Source organism: Paraburkholderia ginsengiterrae (assembly GCF_001645125.1).
Taxonomy (GTDB): domain Bacteria; phylum Pseudomonadota; class Gammaproteobacteria; order Burkholderiales; family Burkholderiaceae; genus Paraburkholderia; species Paraburkholderia ginsengiterrae.
On the sequence record NZ_LXKA01000065.1, the window covers coordinates 58990 to 78108 of the forward strand.

Sequence of the window (19119 nt, forward strand, 5' to 3'; positions counted from 1 at the left end):
CACACCTTTTTCTTCGGTAATGCGCTTGGCTCCAATCCCGTGATTCAAACGGGATTCGGGATATCGATAAACAGGTGTTCAATATCGAACGACTCGGACAGATGCTTGCCCACCGCCTGCACGCCGAAGCGCTCCGTGGCGTGGTGGCCGGCCGCGAGATACGCAACGCCGCTTTCCGCCGAGGTGTGCATGACCGACTCCGACACCTCGCCGGTCAGATAGACGTCGGCGCCCGCGTCAATGGCCGCGTCGAACATGCCCTGCGCGGCGCCCGTGCACCAGCCCACACGGCGCAACTCGCGGTCCGCGTCGCCGAAGCCGAGCGGCGTGCGGCCGAGGGTGTGCTCGACTTGCGCGGTGAAGTGCGCGAGCGTGATCGGCATTGGAAAGGTGGCGAGCCAGCCAAGGTCGTTCTCGCCGAAGCGCGCGTCGCTGATCCAGCCCATTTTTTCGCCGATCTGCGCGTTGTTGCCGAACTCGGGATGGTCGTCGAGCGGCAGGTGATAGGCGAACAGGTTCAGATCGTTGCCGAGCAACAGTTTCAGGCGCCCGTATTTGCGGCCGACGATCTGTGGCGCCTCGTTGCGCCAGAAGTAGCCGTGGTGGACCAGCACGGCGTCCGCGCCCCAGTCGAGAGCCGCCTCCAGAAAGGCCACGGAGGCCGTCACGCCGGTCGCGAGCTTATTGATCCTGCGGCGCCCCTCGACCTGCAATCCATTGGGGCAATAGTCCTTGAAGCGCGCGGTTTCAAGGAGATTGTTCAAGTACAATTCAAGTTCGATCCGATCCATATAAACCTCTAGTCTTCAGATGCTTAGACGCTTTTGGCTGTTCTTTGCCCAAGCGGTGACCGTGCTGTTGGCGTTGATGTTCATCATTGCGACCCTCAAACCGCAGTGGCTCCAGCGTCAAGGGCAATTCGGCAAGCAACTCGCCGAACCGATCGTCGCCTTACGGGAAGTGGCGCCAGGCATCGGCAGCGGCCCGGCTCAGGCGTCGTATGCGGACGCGGCACAAAAGGCCATGCCCGCCGTCGTCAATGTGTTCTCCAGCAAGGATGGCTCACTGCCGCCCGATCCGCGCGCGAAAGATCCGCTGTTCCGCTACTTCTTTGGCGACAAGAACAAAGGCAAGCAGCAGGAGCAGCCCGCATCCAATCTGGGCTCAGGCGTGATAGTGAGTTCGGAAGGTTACATTCTAACGAACCAGCACGTCGTGGACGGTGCCGACCAGATCGAAATCGCGCTGGCGGACGGCCGAACCACGAACGCGAAGGTAATCGGCGTGGATCCGGAAACGGATCTGGCCGTGCTCAAGGTCAACATGACCAATCTACCCACTATCACGCTCGGCCGCATGGACCAGACGCGCGTGGGCGACGTGGTGCTGGCGATCGGCAATCCGTTCGGCGTCGGGCAGACGGTGACCATGGGCATCGTCAGCGCGCTCGGGCGCAATCACCTCGGCATCAACACGTTCGAAAACTTCATTCAAACCGACGCGGCCATCAACCCAGGCAACTCGGGTGGCGCGCTGGTCGACGTGCACGGCAACCTGCTCGGCATCAACACGGCCATTTATTCACGCTCCGGCGGATCGCTCGGCATCGGCTTTGCGATTCCCGTCTCCACGGCGCGCAGCGTGCTGGAGAGCATCATCACCACCGGTTCGGTCACGCGCGGCTGGATCGGCGTCGAACCGCAGGACGTGACACCCGAGATTGCCGAGTCGTTCGGTCTGGAGCAGAAGTCGGGCGCCATCGTTGCGGGCGTGCTGAAGAACGGTCCCGCCGACCGCGCGGGCATCAAGCCGGGCGACATTCTCGTCAGCGTGAATGGCCAGGAAATCACGGACACCACGCGCCTGCTGAACGTGATCGCGCAAATCAAGCCGGGCTCGGCCGCGAAAGTGCATCTGGTGCGCAAGGCGCATGAGATGGACCTGGATGTGACTATCGGCAAGCGCCCGCCGCCGCCCAAACAACCGGCCGAGGATAACGGCGGCGATCAGCAGGACGACGACGGCTGACGTATCGCGAGCGGCAAACAAAAAGGGCAGTCCGCAACGGACTGCCCTTTTGCTTTTACCGATGTTGTTCGGCAATACCCAACGCGCTACGCGATCAATCCGCCGCACTCGCGTCTTCGACCACGGCCGGCTGTTTGCCGACGATCAAGCGCGCCGCAATAATGCCCGCCTCGTACAGCACGATCAGCGGAATCGCCAGAATCAGCTGCGAGAACACGTCCGGCGGTGTTACCACGGCCGAAATCACGAACGCGCCGACAATCACATACGGACGAATCTCCTTGAGCTTCTTGATGGTCAGGACATTCATGCGCACCAGCAGAACCACCACAATCGGCACTTCGAACGTCACGCCGAACGCGATGAACATGGTGAGCACGAAGCTCAGGTAATTGTCGATATCGGTGGTCATCTCCGCGCCGAGCGGCGCGTTGTAGTGCGCCATCACGCGGAAAATGGTCGGGAATACGACGAAGTACGCGAATGCCATGCCGCACAGGAACAGCGTGTAGCTGCTGCCCACCAGCGGCCCGACCAGCTTCTTCTCATGCTGGTAGAGCCCCGGCGCGACGAATGCCCAGATCTGATACAGCACGACGGGCAGCGCGATCACGAAAGCGACCAGCATGGTCACCTTCATGGGCACGAAGAACGAGCCGGTGACATCGGTGACGATCATCTTGCCGTCCTTCGGCAGATTCTGCATCAGCGGCCGGGCCAGCAAGCGGAAGATATCCGGCGCCCAATAGACAAGTCCGATGAACACCACGATGACCGCAAGGCCCGCGCGGATGATGCGGTCGCGCAATTCAACGAGGTGCGAAATGAAGGTCTCTTCAGTGCCTTCGTCCTGGGTTTGCTGGGGGTCGCTCACACCGGCCCTCGGTTGGAGATTGTCGTTCTGATCATCAGAAGAACCGCGTCGGACGACGCAGAGTGGCCGGCGTATGCCGCGCCACGCGCGCCGCACCCGACTGCACCCGCGTGCGCCGCGTGGTCGCGCGCTTGTACCAGGTGGGCGTGGCCGTCTGCTTGATGCGCCAGTTCTTGCGTTTCGCGCCTGCGGCCGGCGTGTTGCCGGACCACGACGACGTGCCGACGTCTTCGAGCGCGCCGCCGGCAATGCTCGGCGACACCGACGTGCCGCTATTCCACGCGTCGTTCAGTTCGCTCTCATGCTTGCGCAGATTGTCCTGAACGGTGGTCTCGACGTTAGACGCCGCCGCTTCGAACTCGCTTTTCATGCGGCGCAGTTCGTCGAGCTCGATTTCGCGCGTGACTTCGGCCTTCACGTCGTTGATATACCGCTGCGCGCGCCCGAACAACGCGCCGGCCGTACGGGCGACGCGTGGCAGGCGCTCAGGCCCGAGTACGACCAGCGCGACGACGCCGATCAGCGCCATCTTGGTTAGACCGAGGTCCAGCATGAAGTGAAGTGTCCGTCAGTAACGCGGCTAAGCCGCGGCTTAGCGGTAATCGCCGGAACGCGGCGCCTTTTCCTTCGCTTCCACATCCACCGCGCCGTTACGCGGCAGTTCGCGCTGCTGCGTATCGCCTGCCGGTGTTTCGGCTTCCTTCATGCCTTCCTTGAAACCCTTCACCGCGCCACCCAGATCGGTGCCGATATTGCGCAGCTTCTTCGTGCCAAACACGAGCGCCACGATCAACAACACGATCAGCCAATGCCAAATGCTCAACGAACCCATGACTACTCTCCTTAACCCCGACCCCGCACCGTGATGCGGTACAAACTCATAAGCCTTGCGGCGCAAATCGAAGCGTACGCTTCATCTATTCGTTACCGCGGGCCGCTCCCATGCAACCTGCGATACAGCATGTCATTGTGACCAGACGACCGCGTCGGCGTCGTTACAATGCGGCAAAAACAACGGCCACGCCATTCATTGTCCATGAACCGAGCTTGCGTTGCAGTCACCGTGCCCGGTCAACCCATGCGCTGCCAGGGGCGCGGCCCGGCGAGAATGTGGGCATGCAGGTGATACACCTCTTGCCCGCCGCCCGGACCCGTATTGATGACCGTGCGAAAACCCGTTTGGCCACCGGTGTACGCGACACCCAGCTGATCGGCGAGACGCGCCGTCAAGACAAGCATTCTACCAAGCAGCGGTGCGTCGCTTTCTTCGCAATTCGACAGTGTGGCGATGTGCTTGCGCGGAATCACCAGCACATGCGTTTCAGCGGCCGGACGGATGTCGCGGAAAGCGACAAACTCTTCGTCTTCGTGGACTTTGGTCGACGGGATCTTGCCGGCGGCGATCTTGCAGAAAAGGCAGTTCGGGTCGTGACTCATCGTATTCCTGACGCAATTGGGCTTAAGCGCAAAGCGCGGCGCGATTCAGGTCAGGTCCGGCAACGCCCGGACAACCGTCAGAACCACGCACGCGGATCCGCGAGCGGCTTGTTATCGTACAGATACAGCCAGCCCTTGATAATACGGTACAACATCCAGATGCTGACGGCCCAGAGTACCGGAATGCCGATCACCACAAACAGCAGCACGCCACCAATCACATAGCCCAGCAAGGCCATCCAGAACGAGCGGATCTGCCATTCGAAATGGGCTTCATAAGGCGTGCCCACCGCATCGCCGCGCTTCACGTAATTGATGATGATCGCGATCAGGATCGTCAGGCCGCCCGTCAGCCAATGGACCGCATACAACGCGTACAGCACATGCGTCAGCGTGCGCAGGCTGCGCTCGCGCTCAGGCTCGACAGCGTGGCGATAGGCAGGCGTCGGATAGCTTTCGTGCGACTGTTCCATATGTGCGTCCTCCCAGGGATGCGGTCAGATACGTTCAGTGCAATGTGGGCGCCGGTGCCCGCCACTTCAAGACGGCACGCGTGAACTCAGTCGCCGTTCTGCTCGCGGTCGCGGCTCTTGCGCAGCGCCTTTTCCTCGATGCCCGACATCCCTTCGCGGCGCTCGAGCTCGGCGAGCACGTCCGCCGGGCTCAGGTCGAAGTGCGACAGCATCACGAGGCAGTGAAACCACAGGTCCGCGACCTCGCCGACCAGCGCCTTCGGCGCGCCGCCGTGACGCGCGTCCTTCGCGGCCAGCACGACTTCGGTGGCTTCTTCGCCGATCTTCTTCAGCACCGCGTCGTCGCCCTTGTGAAACAGGCGCGACACGTACGAGATGTCCGGATCACCGCCCTTGCGGCTGTCGATGATCGCCGCGAGGCGCATCAGCGTGTCGGTCGTGGAAGCGGGGTTGGACGACGAAGTTTGCGTGGATTGCGTCATTTGTAAATATGTTCGGGGTCTTTCAGCACGGGATCCACGGCAACCCAGTCGCCATCTTCCGCCGAGCCTTCGAATTTCTGGAAAAAGCACGAGTGGCGGCCGGTATGACAGGCGATGCCCGACACCTGCTCCACTTTCAGCAGCACGACGTCTTCGTCGCAATCGAGCCGCACTTCATGCACGTGCTGCACGTGGCCGGACTCTTCGCCTTTGAACCAAAGGCGCTGGCGCGAGCGCGAGAAATACACCGCGCGGCCGGTTTCCACGGTCTTGGTCAGGGCTTCGCGGTTCATCCACGCGAACATCAGCACGTCGTTCGTCGACGCTTCCTGCGCGATCACCGGCACGAGGCCGTTCGCGTCCCACTTGACCTTGTCGAGCCAATCGATTGCCGAAGGATTCACCACGTCACAGCCTCACCGAAATGCCCTGATCGGCCATGAAGCGCTTGGCCTCGCCCACGGTGTGTTCGCCGTAGTGGAAGATGCTGGCGGCCAGCACGGCGTCCGCGTGGCCGCTCTTGATGCCGTCGGCCAGATGCTGCAGATTGCCCACGCCGCCCGAGGCGATCACCGGAATCGACACCGCGTCGGATACCGCGCGCGTAAGCGCGAGGTCGAAGCCGCTCTTGGTCCCGTCGCGGTCCATGCTGGTCAGCAGGATTTCGCCGGCGCCGAGTTCGGCCATCTTGCGCGCCCATTCGACCGCTTCGAGGCCGGTGGCCTTGCGTCCGCCGTGCGTGAAGACTTCCCAGCGCGGCGGCTCGCCGTCAGCCGAGACGCGTTTCGCGTCGATCGCGACGACGATGCATTGCGAGCCGTATTTGTCCGTCGCGTCTTTCACGAGCTGCGGATTCGCCACCGCCGACGAGTTCATGCTGATCTTGTCCGCACCCGCATTCAGCAGGCGCCGCACGTCTTCAACGGCGCGCACGCCGCCGCCGACCGTCAGCGGAATGAACACCTGGGAGGCAACCGCCTCGATGATCGGCAGGATCAGGTCGCGTTGATCCGACGTGGCGGTGATGTCGAGGAAGGTGAGTTCGTCGGCGCCCTGATCGTCGTAGCGGCGCGCGATCTCGACCGGGTCGCCGGCATCGCGCAGTTCGACGAAATTGACGCCCTTGACCACGCGGCCAGCCGTGACGTCGAGACAGGGGATGATGCGTTTAGCTAGAGCCATGATCTTGCAATTCTGCCAATACCGCTGATGAGGCCGCCCGCCTTGAGCGAGCGGCACAGTGCCGGTGCGATGGGCCGTGATGAGCCCGGTTCGCCGCCTGCCGGAACGATCCTTAAGCGTCGTCCGCTTCGCGCAGCCGGTCCGCAAGGGTTTGCGCCGCCGCAAAGTCGAGATCGCCCGAGTAGATGGCCCGGCCGCAGATCACGCCTTCGATGCCTTCGCCCTCGACTTCGCACAGCGATTCGATGTCCGTGAGGTTCGACAGGCCACCGCTTGCGATCACCGGAATCTTCACCGCGCGCGCAAGGCGCACCGTCGCTTCGATGTTGATGCCTTGCAGCATGCCGTCACGCCCGATGTCGGTGTAGATGATCGATTCGCAGCCGTAGTCCTCGAACTTGCGAGCGAGGTCGGCCACTTCGTGGCCGGTCAGCTTGCTCCAGCCGTCGGTGGCGACTTTGCCGTCTTTCGCATCCAGCCCGACGATAATGTGGCCGCCGAACGCCGTGCAGGCGTCCTGCAGGAAGCCCGGGTTCTTCACCGCCGCCGTGCCGATGATCACGTACTCGAGGCCGTCGTCGAGATAACGCTCGATGGTGTTCAGATCGCGGATGCCCCCGCCGAGCTGCACGGGAATCTCACCGCCGACTTCCTCGATGATCGCGCGAATCGCGTCTTCGTTCCTCGGCTTGCCGGCGAACGCGCCATTCAGGTCGACGAGGTGCAGGCGCCGGGCGCCGCGGTCGACCCAATGTCGGGCCATGGCCGCCGGTTCCTCGGAAAAAATCGTCGCCTGGTCCATATCGCCCTGTTTGAGGCGTACACACTGACCGTCTTTCAGGTCGATGGCGGGAATCAGCAGCATAGCAATCGGGTGTTATCTGGGAATGGGTTGAAGGTCGGCGGCAGCGGCTGATCGGTCAGCCGGCCGCAACGCCGTCTCGCTAGTTTAGTACAACTCTTTCGACGCCCTTGCCGTGCGCCCTGGCGGGGCGACATTGCGGCATTGTGGTCGTGGCGCGCGGCACACGTTCCGCTTATGGCGGAACGACGCACGGCAACGGGATGAAGAAAGGCGCTCACGGGTTCCAGTGCACGAAGTTGCGATACACGCGCAACCCCGCTTCGGCGCTCTTTTCCGGGTGGAATTGGGTTGCGAAGATGTTATCTCGCGCCACCGCCGAGGTAAAGGGCACGCCGTACACGGTTTCGCCCGACGTATGGGCGGCGTTGTCCGGCACCACATAGTAGCTATGCACGAAATAGAAGAACGCCTGGTCGGCGACGCCGTCCCAGAGCGGGTGCGGCTGCGCCTGGCGCACGCGGTTCCAGCCCATTTGCGGAACCTTGAAGCGCGAGCCGTCGTCCTGCACCTGGCCTTCCAGTTCGAAGCGCAGCACCTTGCCGGGCAACAGGCCGAGACCGGGCGTATCGCCCTCCGCGCTCCAGTCGAACAGCATCTGCTCGCCTACGCACACCCCCATCAGCGGCTTGCTGCGCGACGCTTCGAGCACCGCCTCCTGCAAGCCGGATGCGCCGAGACTGCGCATGCAGTCGGGCATCGCGCCCTGGCCGGGCAGCACGACACGGTCGGCCGCGCGGATCGCTTCCGGCCGGTCGACGATCGCCACATCCGCTTCCGGCGCGGCTTTGCGCAGTGCCTGAGCAACCGAACGCAGGTTGCCCATTCCGTAATCCACAATCGCTATCGAAGTTTTCATTTCAAGTTAGGCAGCAATGCCTTCAATCCATCGACGATGAATTCCACCGCCAGCGCCGATAACATCAAACCCATCAGCCGCGTACCAATGTTGATGCCGGTTTGTCCCACCCAGCGGGCAATCGGTTCGGCGAGGCGCAGCGAAAAAAAACACAGCGCCGCCAGCACCGCGCCGATCGCAATGAGGCTGATCCGGTCATACCAGTGCGCCGAGCCGGCCGCATAGATGATCGTGGTGCTGATCGCACCCGGACCGGTCAGCAGCGGAATCGCCAGCGGCACGACCGCGATGTTGTCCTTCTGCTCGGCTTCATGGCGCTCTTCCGGCGTCGACCGGCTATTGCCGATCTGCGCGTTCAGCATGTTGATCGCCATCAGCAGCATGATGATCCCGCCGCCCACTTCGAGCGAGCCGACCGAAATGCCGAAGAAGCTGATGATCTGCTGTCCGAGCAGCGTCGTCACGGCAATCACGCAGAACACCGAAATAGCCGCGATCCGGATGGTCCTGCGCCGCTCGGCGTCGCCCTGATCCGCCGTCAGGCTCATGAAGAACGGGATCGCGCCGATCGGGTTGATCAACGCCAGCAGCGAAATAAACGACTTGAGAATGTCCATTGCTCACCGGGCGCAAGCGCGATCGGCGCCAGTCCCGGTCCTGGTAAATAAGCCGGCTAACTAAGCTGGTTAACTAAGCTGGCCAATGAGCGCTTAAAGGCTGCCCTTGGTCGACGGAATCTGCCCCGCCGCGCGTTCGTCCAGTTCGGTGGCCATGCGCAACGCCCGCCCGAAGGCCTTGAACACCGTTTCCATCTGATGATGGGCGTTCAGGCCGCGCAGATTGTCGATATGCAGCGTAACGCCCGCGTGGTTCACGAACCCGCGGAAAAACTCGATGGACAGATCGACGTCGAACGTGCCGATACGCGCACGCGTGAACGGCACATGGAATTCGAGGCCTGGACGGCCGGAAAAATCGATCACGACGCGCGACAGCGCCTCGTCGAGCGGCACGTAAGAATGACCGTAGCGGCGGATGCCCTTGCGGTCACCGATGGCTTTCGCCACCGCCTGGCCGAGCGTGATGCCGGTGTCTTCGACCGTGTGGTGGTCGTCGATATGCAGGTCACCATGCGCTTCGATCTCGAGGTCGAACAATCCATGCCGCGCGATCTGGTCGAGCATGTGGTCCAGAAACGGCACGCCGGTGGCCAGCTTTTGCTGTCCGGTGCCGTCCAGATTGATCTTCACACGGATCTGCGTTTCGCTGGTGTTGCGAACGACTTCCGCAAGGCGCATGGTAATTCCTCGAATCTAGCTAGAAAGCAATGGTAGTGTGGGATGGGAAATCGGCCGGCCGCGCGCCGCCGCACAACTGCGCGGCGCTCACGCGGCCATTCGGCGTGCCGTTCAGCGCAGCACGAGTTTCAGGCCGGCGAGCAATTGCGCGTTTTCTTCAGGCGAACCAACGGTCAGCCGCACGCAATTGGCCAGCAATGGATGCATTTTACTCACGTTTTTGATCAGAACCCGCGCCGTGAGTAGCGTTTCGAAAAGAACCGGGGCATCGGGCACCCGCACCAGCAGGAAGTTGCCGGCGCTCGGGAACACTTCGGCGCCCGGCAATTGGGCCACCGCGTGGGCGAGTTTCGTGCGCTCCTCGCGCAATTGCGCGGCTTGCGTATCGAGCACGTCGACGTGATCGAGCAGGAAATCGGCAGCGGCTTGCGTGAGCACGTTGGTGTTGTAAGGCGGCCGCACTTTGTCGAATTCGGTCAGCCAGGCAGGCTTGCCGACCAGATAGCCGAGCCGGATCCCGGCGAGGCCGAGCTTGGACACCGTGCGCATGACGACGACGTTGTCGAAGGCGTCGGCACGCGGCAGCCAGCTTTTCTGCGCAAACGGCTGGTAGGCCTCGTCGATCACCACGAGGCTGCGGTTCGCCGCGGCGATGATGCGCTCCATGTCGGCGTCGTCGAACAGCGTGCCGGTCGGGTTGTTCGGATACGCAAGATAGATGATCGCCGGCTGGTGCTCGGCGATGGCAGCCAGCATCGCTTCGGTGTCCAGCGTGAAATCCGCCTTCAGCGGCACGCCGACGAACTCGAGGTTCGCCAGCTTTGCCGACATCTGATACATGACGAAACCCGGCACCGGCGCGAGCACCTTGGCGCCCGGCTGGGCACACGCGACCGACAGCATGCTGATGATTTCATCCGAGCCGTTGCCGAGCAGCACGTCACAGCCGGCCGGCACGCCCATCACACGCTTGATCTTCTCGATCAGGGCGTCCGGGCGCGGCGCCGGATAGCGGTTGAGCGCCACCCCCGCGAGATGCTCGCCCAGATGCGCGGCCAGCACCGGCGGAAGCGCAAACGGATTTTCCATCGCGTCGAGCTTGATGTAGCCCGTAGCGTCCGGAACCGGATAGCTCGTCATCGCGAGCACGTCGCGGCGGATGATGTCTTGAGGTGTCGTCATAGGTCAGTGGACCGGGCCGCGTGGGGAGCGGCAGCCCGGTGTCGGCGGCATGCGGGCCGCCTCAGGTTGGTCTCTCTGTTGTCGTTATTTAAACGGAGCGCGGCTCGAAACCCGTCGGTTATGCGTCGGTTACCCGTCGACTACCCGCCGGACGCGGCCCGAAGCCCTTCGGTCATCCGCCGCCCGGCCGGCGCTCCAGTTCGCCGCGCTCAGCCGTTTTGCCGCATCCGATATTCTGCGCTGCGTGCGTGCGCCTGCAGCCCTTCGCCATAGGCCAGCTCGGCGGCGATCTCGCCAAGCGTCTGCGCGCCCTCCGCGCTGACCTCGATCACGCTCGAACGCTTGAAGAAATCATAGACGCCCAAGGGTGACGAGAACCGTGCGGTACGAGACGTAGGCAGGACGTGATTCGGCCCAGCACAGTAGTCGCCGAGGCTTTCGCTGGTGTAGCGGCCGAGGAAGATCGCGCCGGCATGGCGGATCAACTGCCCCCACTGATGCGGCTCCAGCGCCGAGATTTCCAGGTGTTCCGGCGCGATGTCGTTGGCGATCGCGCAAGCTTCCGCCATGTCGCGCACCTTGATCAGCGCGCCACGGTTTTCCAGCGACGTGCGGATCACATCCCGGCGCGGCATGGTGGGCAGCAGCTCGTCGATCGCGTCGTGCACGCGGGCAATGAACGCCTCGTCCGGGCACAGCAGAATGGATTGCGCGAGCTCGTCGTGCTCGGCTTGCGAGAACAGGTCCATCGCGACCCAGCGCGGGTCGGTGGTGCCGTCGCACAGCACCAGAATTTCCGACGGCCCGGCGATCATGTCGATCCCGACCGTGCCGAACACGCGGCGCTTGGCCGACGCAACATACGCGTTGCCCGGGCCGCAGATCTTGTCGACAGCCGGCACCGTTTCCGTGCCGTAAGCCAGTGCGCCCACCGCCTGCGCGCCGCCGATCGTGAACACACGATCCACACCGCCCAGCAGCGCCGCCGCGAGCACCAGCGAATTCTTCACGCCGTCCGGCGTCGGCACGACCATGACGATTTCGCGCACGCCGGCCACCCGCGCCGGAATCGCGTTCATCAGCACCGACGACGGATACGCCGCCTTCCCGCCCGGCACGTAAATACCCGCGCGATCCAGCGGCGTGACCTTCTGGCCGAGCACGGTGCCGTCGGCTTCCGTGTACTGCCAGCTATGGCTGCCGCACTCGATCTTCTGCTTCTCGTGATAACCGCGCACGCGCGCCGCCGCCGCTTCGAGCGACGCGCGGCGCTTCGGCTCGAGGCCTTCGAGGGCCGCCTCCAGCTCCGACATCGGCAGTTCGAGCGCCCCGACACTCTTCGCCTCGACACGGTCGAAGCGGTTCGTGTATTCGAGCACCGCGGCGTCGCCGCGCGCTTTCACGTCGTTCAGAATCTGCGCGACCGAGCGCTCGATTGCTTCGTCTTCGCTCGCCTCGAACGCGAGCACCGCGTGCAGCGACTTCTGGAAGCCAGGAGCGGTGGAATCGAGTTTGCGAATCTTGATAGACATACGGGTATCCGTTCGGGAAAGGCTACAGCGGGGTCACACTGACACGATCAGGCCGATCAGGCGGTCGTAGCGCCGGTTTTCGACGCGCGTTCGAACGCGTCGAGGATCGGCCGCAACGCGGCGCGCTTGAGCTTGAGCGCAGCCTGGTTCACCACGAGGCGCGACGAGATCTGCATGATCTCCTCCACCTCGACCAGATTGTTGGCGCGCAAGGTATTGCCCGAACTCACCAGGTCGACGATCGCATCGGCCAGACCAACCAGCGGTGCGAGCTCCATCGAGCCGTACAGCTTGATCAGATCGACGTGCACGCCCTTGGCGGCGAAATGCTCACGGGCGGTCTCGACGTACTTGGTCGCCACGCGCAGGCGGGCGCCTTGGCGCACCGCGTTCGCGTAATCGAAACCAGCGGCGACCGCGACCGACATGCGGCACCGCGCAATATCCAGATCGACCGGCTGATACAGCCCGCTGCCGCCGTGCTCGAGCAGCACGTCTTTGCCCGCCACGCCGAAGTCGGCCGCGCCGTATTCGACATAGGTCGGCACGTCGGTGGCGCGCACGATGATCACGCGCAGGTTCGCGTCGGTGGTCGGCAGGATCAGCTTGCGCGAGGTTTCCGGGTCTTCGGCCACTTCAATGCCGGCGGCGGCGAGCAGCCGCAGCGTCTCCTCGAAGATACGCCCTTTCGACAACGCCAGCGTGAGCGGCGCGCTCACGGCCGGCGACGACGACGTTTGCGGCATCGCGCTCATGCCTGGCTCCCGGACACCCGGCGGACCTTCGCGCCGATCGCGGTGAGCTTCGCTTCCATCCGGTCGTAGCCGCGATCCAGGTGATAGATCCGGTCGATCAGCGTTTCGCCGTCGGCGCGCAACGCGGCGATCACGAGACTCGCGGACGCCCGCAGGTCGGTCGCCATCACCATCGCGCCGGAAAGCTGGCCGACGCCGGTCACGAGCGCCGTATTGCCGTCGATCGTGATGTTGGCGCCCAGACGGTTCAGTTCCTGCACGTGCATGAAGCGGTTCTCGAAAATCGTTTCGACGACTTGCGAGGTGCCATCAGCGATTGCGTTCAGCGCCATGAACTGCGCCTGCATGTCGGTCGGGAACGCCGGGTATTCGGACGTGCGGACCGAGACGGCGCTCGGACGCTTGTCCATACGCACACGCATCCAGTCGTCGCCCTCTTCGATCGTGACGCCGGCTTCGCGCAGTTTTTCCGTCACCGCTTCGAGAATCAGCGGGCGCACCTTACGCAACGTGACGTCGCCGCCGGCCGCCGCCACCGCGCACAGGAACGTGCCGGCTTCGATGCGGTCTGGAATCACTGTGTGCTTCGCGCCGTGCAGCTTGTCGACGCCCTGGATCACGAGGCGGTCCGTACCGATACCCTCGATCTTCGCGCCCATTTCGACCAGCAGATGCGCCAGATCGCCGACTTCCGGCTCGCGCGCGGCATTCTCGATCACCGTTTCGCCTTCGGCCAGCACCGCTGCCATCAGCAGGTTCTCCGTGCCGGTCACCGTGATCATGTCGGTGACGATGCGCGCGCCCTTCAGACGCTTGGCCCGTGCTTCGATGAAGCCGTGCTCGATCGTGATCTCGGCACCCATGGCCTGCAGGCCCTTGATGTGCTGATCTACCGGACGCGCACCGATCGCGCAGCCACCCGGCAGCGAGACGCGCGCGTGACCGAAGCGTGCGACCAGCGGCCCGAGCACGAGAATCGACGCACGCATGGTCTTGACCAGTTCGTACGGCGCGACGACGTTATCGACCTGCGACGCGTTCAGCGACACACGCCCGGCGCCGCCTTCGATCTGCACGCCCATCTGGCCGAGCAGCTTGAGCATGGTGCGCACGTCCTGCAGGTCGGGCACGTTCTCCAGGTGCACGGGTTCCGCGCTGAGCAGACTCGCGCACAGGATCGGCAACGCCGCATTCTTCGCACCTGAAACGACGACTTCACCCGACAGCGGGGAGCCACCTTCAATGACGAGTTTATCCATGCCTGTCAGTTCCTGATCTGCCCGGACCGGTGCCGGGCCTGCTTTGACTGTGTTCGGCGCGCCGCTACCGGCGTCGCGCCCTTCTTGAGTAATTCGCACTAAATTTCCAGATTACGCGTTCTGCCATTCGGCGGGCGTCAGCGTTTTCATGCTGAGCGCGTGGATTTCTTCGCGCATGCGGTCGCCGAGCGCCGCGTACACGAGTTGATGTCGCTGGATCAGACGCTTGCCTTCGAAGCTCGGCGAAACGATGGTCGCAAAGAAATGCTGGCCGTCGCCTTCGACTTCGAGATGCTGGCAGGCAAGCCCAGCCGCGATGTATTGCTTGACCTGTTCGGGAGTCGGCAACATGAGAGAAGCTCCTGATCAGTGGCGCAGTTTGTAGCCGGACGCGAGCATGCGCATCGCGATGACGGCCAGCACCACAAAGAAACCGGCAACGATCGCGAGGCTTACGAGCGGATCGATATCCGACATCCCGAAGAAACCGTAGCGAAAGCCGTCGATCATGTAGAAAAAGGGATTGAGCCGCGACACTTCGCGCCACACCGGCGGCAGCGTGTGGGTCGAGTAGAACACGCCCGACAGGAACGTGAGCGGCATGATCAGAAAGTTTTGGAACGCAGCCAGTTGATCGAATTTTTCCGCCCAGATGCCGGCGATCAACCCGAGCGTGCCGAGAATCGCCGCGCCGAAAATCGCAAACAGAATGATGAGCAGCGGCGCGTTGAAGCTGATCGGCACGAACCAGATCGTCACGATGAACACGCCGAAGCCGACCGCCAGCCCGCGCACGACGGCGGCGAGCACATACGCACCGAACATCTCGTAGTGCGACAGCGGCGGCAACAGCACGAACACCAGGTTGCCGGTGATCTTGGACTGGATCAGTGAAGACGAACTGTTTGCGAAGGCATTTTGCAACACGCTCATCATCACGAGGCCCGGAATCAGAAAACTCGTGTATTCGACACCGGGATAGACCTGCACGTGACCGCGCAACGCGTGGCCGAAAATCGTCAGATACAGGAGCGCGGTGATGACGGGCGCCAGCACGGTCTGGAACGACACCTTCCAGAAGCGCAGGAGCTCCTTGTAAAACAGCGTATTGAACCCGCTATAGCCGCTCATGCAAGCCCCTCGATCACTTCCGGACCGTTCATGATCTGAACGAACACATCTTCGAGATCCGCTTTACGGACTTCGATTTCTTCGAACGTGCAGCCCGCCGCGCGGCACTGCGCGAGAATCTTTTCGACGTCGTCGTAGCTCGCGAGGCGCAGCAGATGCTGGCGGCCATTGCCGTTGCCCGCGCCGCCTTCCACCTCGAGCGCGCGCAGATCGGTCGGCAGCACGCCTTGCGCGAAGCGCAGGAACAACTGCGTGCCGGCAAAACGCTGCAACAGCGTGCTAGTGCGATCCAGCGCCACCACCTCGCCGCGCCGCAGCATTGCGATGCGGTCGCACAGCGCTTCGGCTTCTTCCAGGTAGTGCGTGGTCAGCACGATGGTGTGGCCTTCGCGATTCAGGCGGGAAATGAATTTCCACAGCGTTTGGCGCAATTCGACGTCGACACCCGCGGTCGGCTCGTCGAGCACGATCACCGGCGGCCGGTGCACCAGCGCCTGCGCGACCAGCACACGGCGCTTCATGCCGCCCGACAGCGCGCGCATGTTGGCGTCCGCTTTTTCGGTGAGGTCGAGATTGGCCATGATCTCGTCGATCCACGCGTCGTTGTTGCGCAGCCCATAGTAGCCGGACTGGATGCGCAAGGTTTCGCGAACCGTGAAGAAGGGATCGAACACGAGTTCCTGCGGCACCACGCCGAGCGCGCGGCGCGCGTCGCGGAAATCGCTGACCACGTCGTGGCCGCGCACCGCGATACTGCCCTCATCGGCACGCGCGAGACCGGCCAGGATGCTGATAAGCGTCGTCTTGCCCGCGCCGTTCGGACCGAGCAGTCCGAAGAACTCGCCTTCTTCCACCGTGAGGCTGACGCCCTTGAGCGCTTGCAAGTCCTTGTAGCGCTTCTTGACGTTACGAATTTCTATGGCTGACATGACTGTGGGCCGCGTGTGCCGCGGCGCCTAAAGGAACCCTGAGGTGCCCTGAGAGGGCGCACAAGTACAGGAAAAAACGGAATTGGGGCCGGTTATGAGCCCCAAAAAACGTTTGATTATAGGGCAAAAATCTGCGGCCCTATCTCTTAAGAAGACCCCAGGCCGCCTGAGGTTTTACCCTGCGCGAAGCGTCACGTTCAGGGGCGATCAGGCGCAGAGCCGGGCAAGTGACGCGATGAGAGCGTCAATGTCGCTCTGGGAGAAGGGTATCGACGCCGTAGGCTTGTGCGAGGCTGGCGAGACCAGCCGGCAGATTGACAATCTCGAACGTGGCGCCACGTGCCTGAGCGGCACGCTGCCACGCGAGGAGGACGGCCAGCGCGGACGAGTCGAACTGCGCAAGCGCCGCGCAGTCCACGCCGTTCGCGCCCGCCGCGATACGTTGCAAACCCGCTGCGAGCGCGGCGTTCGCGCTCGCGTGGGTCAGCGTCGCGCCGCTCGCGAAGCAGTTTGCGACGGGGCTCAGCACTTCGCTCACGACTGCTTGCCTGCGGCGAGCTGCTGGTTGCGCTGCGTGAGGAACTGGATCAGTCCGTCCACGCCCTTCTGCTGGATCTGCTCGTTGAACTGCTGCTGGTACGCCTGGATCAGCCATGCGCCCAGCACGTTGATGTCATACACGCGCCAGCCTTGCGGCGTCTTGTACAGACGGTAGTCGAGTTCGATCGGCGAGCCGTTGTTCATCACGACCGAGCGCACCACCGTGTCGGTGTCGTCCGGGTTCATGCGGAAAGGCTTGTACTGGATCTGCTGGTCGCGCACCTGAGCCAGCGCGCCCGAGTACGTGCGGATCAACAGCATCTTGAACTGCTCGACCACGGCGTTTTGCTGGTCGGGCGTGGCGGTGCGCCAGTTGCGGCCCATCGCCAGTTGCGTGGTGCGGCGGAAGTCCGTGTAAGGCAGGATCTTCTCGTTGACCAGCTTGGTGATGTGCGTAATGTCGCCTTGCTGGATCGACTTGTCGCTGCGGATCTCATCGATCACCTGCTGGGTGACGGTCTTGATCAGGCCGTCCGGCGAGCTGCTGTCGACGGTTTGTGCCGATGCACCCGCACTGACGAACGAGAACAACGCAGCGAACAGCGGAATCAGGAAGAATTTTTTCATATCGAGCCCTGCCTTAAAAAGAGTGCAACCGTTTGAGACGACATTAGCACGCGAGTTCAGCAGCAATCCATGCGCAAACTGCGAGAGTCGTATCGACTTGTTACGGCAGCACGATCAGTGCAATTTGAATGACGGAAAATTAAAACGCGACGGCGGAACCAGTTGGCCAGCCGGAATCTGCGTGGTTTCAGGACCGCCGTTCAGGTCCAGCGGCGGCGTTTCGGAGCTGCCGGACGCGGCTGCGGGTGCGGCGGCGGCCGAAGCGGCCTGCGGCGGCGTTGCCGCGGCCGTGCCCGAAGCAGGCGCGCTGCCCTCGACGTCTTCATACTTCGGCAACGGCGCTTCGTCCCCGTAGTTCGGCAGCGCCTGCGACTGCTTGCCGTCCGACAGCAGATACTGGCGGCGTTGCAGATACGCATTGCGGACAAACGAATACTTGTCGAGCGCGGCACCTTCCAGCACATCGCTCGCGCTCAGCAGGTTCGCGCGCGTGTTGATCACGTTCAGGCTGTACAGCGCCCAGCTCAGGCCCGGAGGATCGATATAGCTGAGCGGGTTCACGTAGTAGTTGCCGATCGAGCCGACCGCGTCGCGCACGGTGCTCGGCCCAAACAACGGCAGCACCAGGTACGGACCCGCCGGCACGCCATAATGGCCGAGTGTCAGACCAAGGTCGTTTTCGTGCTTGGGCAGCTTGGCAAGCGTCGCCACATCGAACAGGCCACCGACGCCGAACACCGTGTTGATCACGATCCGCATGATGTCTTCGACACCGTCGGTGATCTTCAGCTGCAGCAGGTTGTTCGCCGCAATGTAGACGTCGCCGATGTTCGAGAAGAAGTTCGTCACGCTGTCGCGTACCGGCTGCGGCGTGATAAACACGTAGCCCTTGGCGACCGGCTTCAACGCGTACTGGTCGAGCTTGTCGTTGACGGTGAACATCGTACGGTTCAAACCTTCGAACGGATCGCCCTTGGTCGGCGTCTGTACGGTCGTGCAGCCGGCGAGCAGCGCGGCGGCTACTGCCAGCTTGCCGGCCTGAAAGGCGCGCACGCCGCTTTTGCGGGGGGTCTGCATTCTTGTTCTCCTTATTGACCGGCCGCGCCGGAGGCCGGCAAGCCAGGCGCGGGCGCTGCCGCGGGTGCGGCCGCGGAGGCGGCCGGCTTGGACGCGCCCGAATCGGCGGCCTTGCTATACAGGAACTGCCCAATGAGGTTTTCCAGCACGATCGCCGACTGCGTCATGGCGATGGTGTCCCCCGCCTTGAGCATCTCGCTGTCGCCGCCGGGTTCGAGCCCGATGTATTGCTCGCCGAGCAGCCCCGAGGTCAGGATCTTCGCCGACGTGTCTTTCGGAAACTGGTATTGCTTGTCGATGTCGATTGTGACGACAGCCTGGTAGGCATTGCTGTCGAAGCCGATCGAGGCGACCCGGCCGACCGTCACGCCCGCGCTCTTCACGGGTGCGCGCGCCTTCAGTCCGCCGATATTGTCGAACTTGAGCTTGACCGGATACGTTGCCTGGAACGACAACGAGCTCATGTTGCCGGCCTTCAGCGCGAGAAACAGCAGCGCCACGAAACCCAGCACCACGAACAGGCCGACCCAGAAGTCGAGAGCAGTCTTTTTCATCGTTATCCCAAAGTGAATCCACCACGCCGCCGGCACTC

The 19119-nt window shown here is 63.0% G+C and carries 25 protein-coding genes; 1 reads left to right on the plus strand and 24 read right to left on the minus strand.

Going from position 1 to position 19119, the window contains the following annotated elements; all coding sequences use genetic code 11:
* Nucleotides 1-44: 44 nt before the first annotated feature.
* Nucleotides 45-791, minus strand: a complete 747-nt coding sequence (locus A6V37_RS04655; protein WP_064285814.1) for a Nif3-like dinuclear metal center hexameric protein — start codon at nucleotides 789-791, stop codon at nucleotides 45-47.
* Between the two features lie 19 nt (nucleotides 792-810).
* On the opposite strand from A6V37_RS04655, the gene A6V37_RS04660 reads away from it, so the two are divergent.
* The gene (locus A6V37_RS04660) at nucleotides 811-2028 is read left to right on the plus strand and encodes a Do family serine endopeptidase (protein WP_064267530.1); all 1218 of its coding nucleotides are present in this window, start codon (nucleotides 811-813) and stop codon (nucleotides 2026-2028) included.
* 94 nt (nucleotides 2029-2122) lie between these two features.
* On the opposite strand, the gene tatC is transcribed toward A6V37_RS04660, so the two are convergent.
* The 23 genes from tatC to mlaD form a co-directional block, all read right to left on the minus strand.
* Nucleotides 2123-2902: a twin-arginine translocase subunit TatC gene (gene tatC, locus A6V37_RS04665; protein ID WP_064267529.1), complete on the minus strand. Its 780-nt coding sequence runs from the start codon at nucleotides 2900-2902 to the stop codon at nucleotides 2123-2125.
* 34 nt (nucleotides 2903-2936) lie between these two features.
* Nucleotides 2937-3455, minus strand: a complete 519-nt coding sequence (gene tatB, locus A6V37_RS04670; RefSeq protein WP_064267528.1) for a Sec-independent protein translocase protein TatB — start codon at nucleotides 3453-3455, stop codon at nucleotides 2937-2939.
* Between the two features lie 39 nt (nucleotides 3456-3494).
* Entirely contained in the window at nucleotides 3495-3734 is a 240-nt protein-coding gene (gene tatA, locus A6V37_RS04675; protein WP_064267527.1) for a Sec-independent protein translocase subunit TatA, read from the minus strand.
* A gap of 239 nt (nucleotides 3735-3973) precedes the next feature.
* A complete protein-coding gene (locus tag A6V37_RS04680; protein WP_064285815.1) occupies nucleotides 3974-4339 on the minus strand; it encodes a histidine triad nucleotide-binding protein in 366 nt (121 codons plus the stop codon).
* Between the two features lie 77 nt (nucleotides 4340-4416).
* Nucleotides 4417-4812 (minus strand): DUF4870 family protein, encoded by a 396-nt coding sequence (locus tag A6V37_RS04685; protein WP_064267525.1) that lies wholly within the window; start codon nucleotides 4810-4812, stop codon nucleotides 4417-4419.
* Between the two features lie 86 nt (nucleotides 4813-4898).
* The gene (locus A6V37_RS04690; protein WP_064267524.1) at nucleotides 4899-5294 is read right to left on the minus strand and encodes a phosphoribosyl-ATP diphosphatase; all 396 of its coding nucleotides are present in this window, start codon (nucleotides 5292-5294) and stop codon (nucleotides 4899-4901) included.
* Nucleotides 5291-5701 carry a phosphoribosyl-AMP cyclohydrolase gene (gene hisI, locus A6V37_RS04695; protein ID WP_207547615.1) on the minus strand — a complete coding sequence of 137 codons (411 nt, stop codon included), beginning with the start codon at nucleotides 5699-5701 and terminating at the stop codon, nucleotides 5291-5293. Before hisI ends, A6V37_RS04690 begins: the two co-directional genes overlap by 4 nt.
* A 1-nt stretch (nucleotide 5702) precedes the next feature.
* The gene (gene hisF / locus A6V37_RS04700) at nucleotides 5703-6476 is read right to left on the minus strand and encodes an imidazole glycerol phosphate synthase subunit HisF (RefSeq protein WP_064285816.1); all 774 of its coding nucleotides are present in this window, start codon (nucleotides 6474-6476) and stop codon (nucleotides 5703-5705) included.
* 112 nt (nucleotides 6477-6588) lie between these two features.
* Nucleotides 6589-7341 carry a 1-(5-phosphoribosyl)-5-[(5-phosphoribosylamino)methylideneamino]imidazole-4-carboxamide isomerase gene (gene hisA, locus A6V37_RS04705; RefSeq protein ID WP_064267522.1) on the minus strand — a complete coding sequence of 251 codons (753 nt, stop codon included), beginning with the start codon at nucleotides 7339-7341 and terminating at the stop codon, nucleotides 6589-6591.
* A 214-nt stretch (nucleotides 7342-7555) separates the two neighbouring features.
* Nucleotides 7556-8197, minus strand: a complete 642-nt coding sequence (hisH, locus tag A6V37_RS04710) for an imidazole glycerol phosphate synthase subunit HisH (RefSeq protein ID WP_064267521.1) — start codon at nucleotides 8195-8197, stop codon at nucleotides 7556-7558.
* The gene (locus A6V37_RS04715; RefSeq protein WP_064267520.1) at nucleotides 8194-8814 is read right to left on the minus strand and encodes a MarC family protein; all 621 of its coding nucleotides are present in this window, start codon (nucleotides 8812-8814) and stop codon (nucleotides 8194-8196) included. The genes hisH and A6V37_RS04715 overlap by 4 nt, the downstream gene beginning before the upstream one ends.
* 93 nt (nucleotides 8815-8907) lie before the next feature.
* Entirely contained in the window at nucleotides 8908-9495 is a 588-nt protein-coding gene (hisB, locus tag A6V37_RS04720) for an imidazoleglycerol-phosphate dehydratase HisB (RefSeq protein ID WP_064267519.1), read from the minus strand.
* A gap of 111 nt (nucleotides 9496-9606) precedes the next feature.
* Nucleotides 9607-10677 carry a histidinol-phosphate transaminase gene (gene hisC / locus A6V37_RS04725; protein WP_064267518.1) on the minus strand — a complete coding sequence of 357 codons (1071 nt, stop codon included), beginning with the start codon at nucleotides 10675-10677 and terminating at the stop codon, nucleotides 9607-9609.
* 209 nt (nucleotides 10678-10886) lie between these two features.
* Nucleotides 10887-12209, minus strand: coding sequence for a histidinol dehydrogenase (gene hisD / locus A6V37_RS04730; RefSeq protein WP_064267517.1), 1323 nt, complete (start codon nucleotides 12207-12209; stop codon nucleotides 10887-10889).
* 56 nt (nucleotides 12210-12265) lie between these two features.
* On the minus strand, nucleotides 12266-12964 hold the full coding sequence (gene hisG, locus A6V37_RS04735; protein WP_064285817.1) for an ATP phosphoribosyltransferase: 699 nt from the start codon (nucleotides 12962-12964) through the stop codon (nucleotides 12266-12268).
* Complete coding sequence (gene murA / locus A6V37_RS04740) at nucleotides 12961-14322, minus strand: UDP-N-acetylglucosamine 1-carboxyvinyltransferase (RefSeq protein ID WP_242665787.1); 1362 nt, start codon at nucleotides 14320-14322, stop codon at nucleotides 12961-12963. Before murA ends, hisG begins: the two co-directional genes overlap by 4 nt.
* Nucleotides 14323-14334: 12 nt before the next feature.
* On the minus strand, nucleotides 14335-14574 hold the full coding sequence (locus A6V37_RS04745; RefSeq protein ID WP_006052280.1) for a BolA family protein: 240 nt from the start codon (nucleotides 14572-14574) through the stop codon (nucleotides 14335-14337).
* A 15-nt stretch (nucleotides 14575-14589) separates the two neighbouring features.
* Nucleotides 14590-15354: an ABC transporter permease gene (locus A6V37_RS04750; protein WP_064267514.1), complete on the minus strand. Its 765-nt coding sequence runs from the start codon at nucleotides 15352-15354 to the stop codon at nucleotides 14590-14592.
* A complete protein-coding gene (locus A6V37_RS04755) occupies nucleotides 15351-16283 on the minus strand; it encodes an ABC transporter ATP-binding protein (protein ID WP_064267513.1) in 933 nt (310 codons plus the stop codon). The genes A6V37_RS04750 and A6V37_RS04755 overlap by 4 nt, the downstream gene beginning before the upstream one ends.
* Before the next feature lie 244 nt (nucleotides 16284-16527).
* Nucleotides 16528-16821, minus strand: coding sequence for an STAS domain-containing protein (locus A6V37_RS04760; RefSeq protein ID WP_064267512.1), 294 nt, complete (start codon nucleotides 16819-16821; stop codon nucleotides 16528-16530).
* Nucleotides 16818-17450 (minus strand): MlaC/ttg2D family ABC transporter substrate-binding protein, encoded by a 633-nt coding sequence (locus A6V37_RS04765; protein ID WP_064267511.1) that lies wholly within the window; start codon nucleotides 17448-17450, stop codon nucleotides 16818-16820. Before A6V37_RS04765 ends, A6V37_RS04760 begins: the two co-directional genes overlap by 4 nt.
* Before the next feature lie 114 nt (nucleotides 17451-17564).
* On the minus strand, nucleotides 17565-18527 hold the full coding sequence (locus A6V37_RS04770) for an MlaA family lipoprotein (protein WP_064267510.1): 963 nt from the start codon (nucleotides 18525-18527) through the stop codon (nucleotides 17565-17567).
* An 11-nt stretch (nucleotides 18528-18538) separates the two neighbouring features.
* Nucleotides 18539-19081: an outer membrane lipid asymmetry maintenance protein MlaD gene (gene mlaD, locus A6V37_RS04775; RefSeq protein WP_064267509.1), complete on the minus strand. Its 543-nt coding sequence runs from the start codon at nucleotides 19079-19081 to the stop codon at nucleotides 18539-18541.
* Nucleotides 19082-19119: the final 38 nt, after the last annotated feature.

What these genes read in the sequence shown, in the direction of transcription:
- tatB (WP_064267528.1), bottom strand. Translation starts at nt 3,455, where the DNA reads ATGCTGGACCTCGGTCTAACCAAGATGGCGCTGATCGGCGTCGTCGCG.
- A6V37_RS04750 (WP_064267514.1), bottom strand. Translation starts at nt 15,354, where the DNA reads ATGAGCGGCTATAGCGGGTTCAATACGCTGTTTTACAAGGAGCTCCTG.
- A6V37_RS04680 (WP_064285815.1), bottom strand. Translation starts at nt 4,339, where the DNA reads ATGAGTCACGACCCGAACTGCCTTTTCTGCAAGATCGCCGCCGGCAAG.
- hisH (WP_064267521.1), bottom strand. Translation starts at nt 8,197, where the DNA reads ATGAAAACTTCGATAGCGATTGTGGATTACGGAATGGGCAACCTGCGT.
- A6V37_RS04745 (WP_006052280.1), bottom strand. Translation starts at nt 14,574, where the DNA reads ATGTTGCCGACTCCCGAACAGGTCAAGCAATACATCGCGGCTGGGCTT.
- hisG (WP_064285817.1), bottom strand. Translation starts at nt 12,964, where the DNA reads ATGAGCGCGATGCCGCAAACGTCGTCGTCGCCGGCCGTGAGCGCGCCG.
- A6V37_RS04755 (WP_064267513.1), bottom strand. Translation starts at nt 16,283, where the DNA reads ATGTCAGCCATAGAAATTCGTAACGTCAAGAAGCGCTACAAGGACTTG.
- hisD (WP_064267517.1), bottom strand. Translation starts at nt 12,209, where the DNA reads ATGTCTATCAAGATTCGCAAACTCGATTCCACCGCTCCTGGCTTCCAG.
- A6V37_RS04660 (WP_064267530.1), top strand. Translation starts at nt 811, where the DNA reads ATGCTTAGACGCTTTTGGCTGTTCTTTGCCCAAGCGGTGACCGTGCTG.
- hisA (WP_064267522.1), bottom strand. Translation starts at nt 7,341, where the DNA reads ATGCTGCTGATTCCCGCCATCGACCTGAAAGACGGTCAGTGTGTACGC.
- A6V37_RS04765 (WP_064267511.1), bottom strand. Translation starts at nt 17,450, where the DNA reads ATGAAAAAATTCTTCCTGATTCCGCTGTTCGCTGCGTTGTTCTCGTTC.
- A6V37_RS04690 (WP_064267524.1), bottom strand. Translation starts at nt 5,294, where the DNA reads ATGACGCAATCCACGCAAACTTCGTCGTCCAACCCCGCTTCCACGACC.
- hisF (WP_064285816.1), bottom strand. Translation starts at nt 6,476, where the DNA reads ATGGCTCTAGCTAAACGCATCATCCCCTGTCTCGACGTCACGGCTGGC.
- A6V37_RS04655 (WP_064285814.1), bottom strand. Translation starts at nt 791, where the DNA reads ATGGATCGGATCGAACTTGAATTGTACTTGAACAATCTCCTTGAAACC.
- A6V37_RS04770 (WP_064267510.1), bottom strand. Translation starts at nt 18,527, where the DNA reads ATGCAGACCCCCCGCAAAAGCGGCGTGCGCGCCTTTCAGGCCGGCAAG.
- hisC (WP_064267518.1), bottom strand. Translation starts at nt 10,677, where the DNA reads ATGACGACACCTCAAGACATCATCCGCCGCGACGTGCTCGCGATGACG.
- A6V37_RS04715 (WP_064267520.1), bottom strand. Translation starts at nt 8,814, where the DNA reads ATGGACATTCTCAAGTCGTTTATTTCGCTGCTGGCGTTGATCAACCCG.
- hisB (WP_064267519.1), bottom strand. Translation starts at nt 9,495, where the DNA reads ATGCGCCTTGCGGAAGTCGTTCGCAACACCAGCGAAACGCAGATCCGT.
- tatA (WP_064267527.1), bottom strand. Translation starts at nt 3,734, where the DNA reads ATGGGTTCGTTGAGCATTTGGCATTGGCTGATCGTGTTGTTGATCGTG.
- mlaD (WP_064267509.1), bottom strand. Translation starts at nt 19,081, where the DNA reads ATGAAAAAGACTGCTCTCGACTTCTGGGTCGGCCTGTTCGTGGTGCTG.
- A6V37_RS04685 (WP_064267525.1), bottom strand. Translation starts at nt 4,812, where the DNA reads ATGGAACAGTCGCACGAAAGCTATCCGACGCCTGCCTATCGCCACGCT.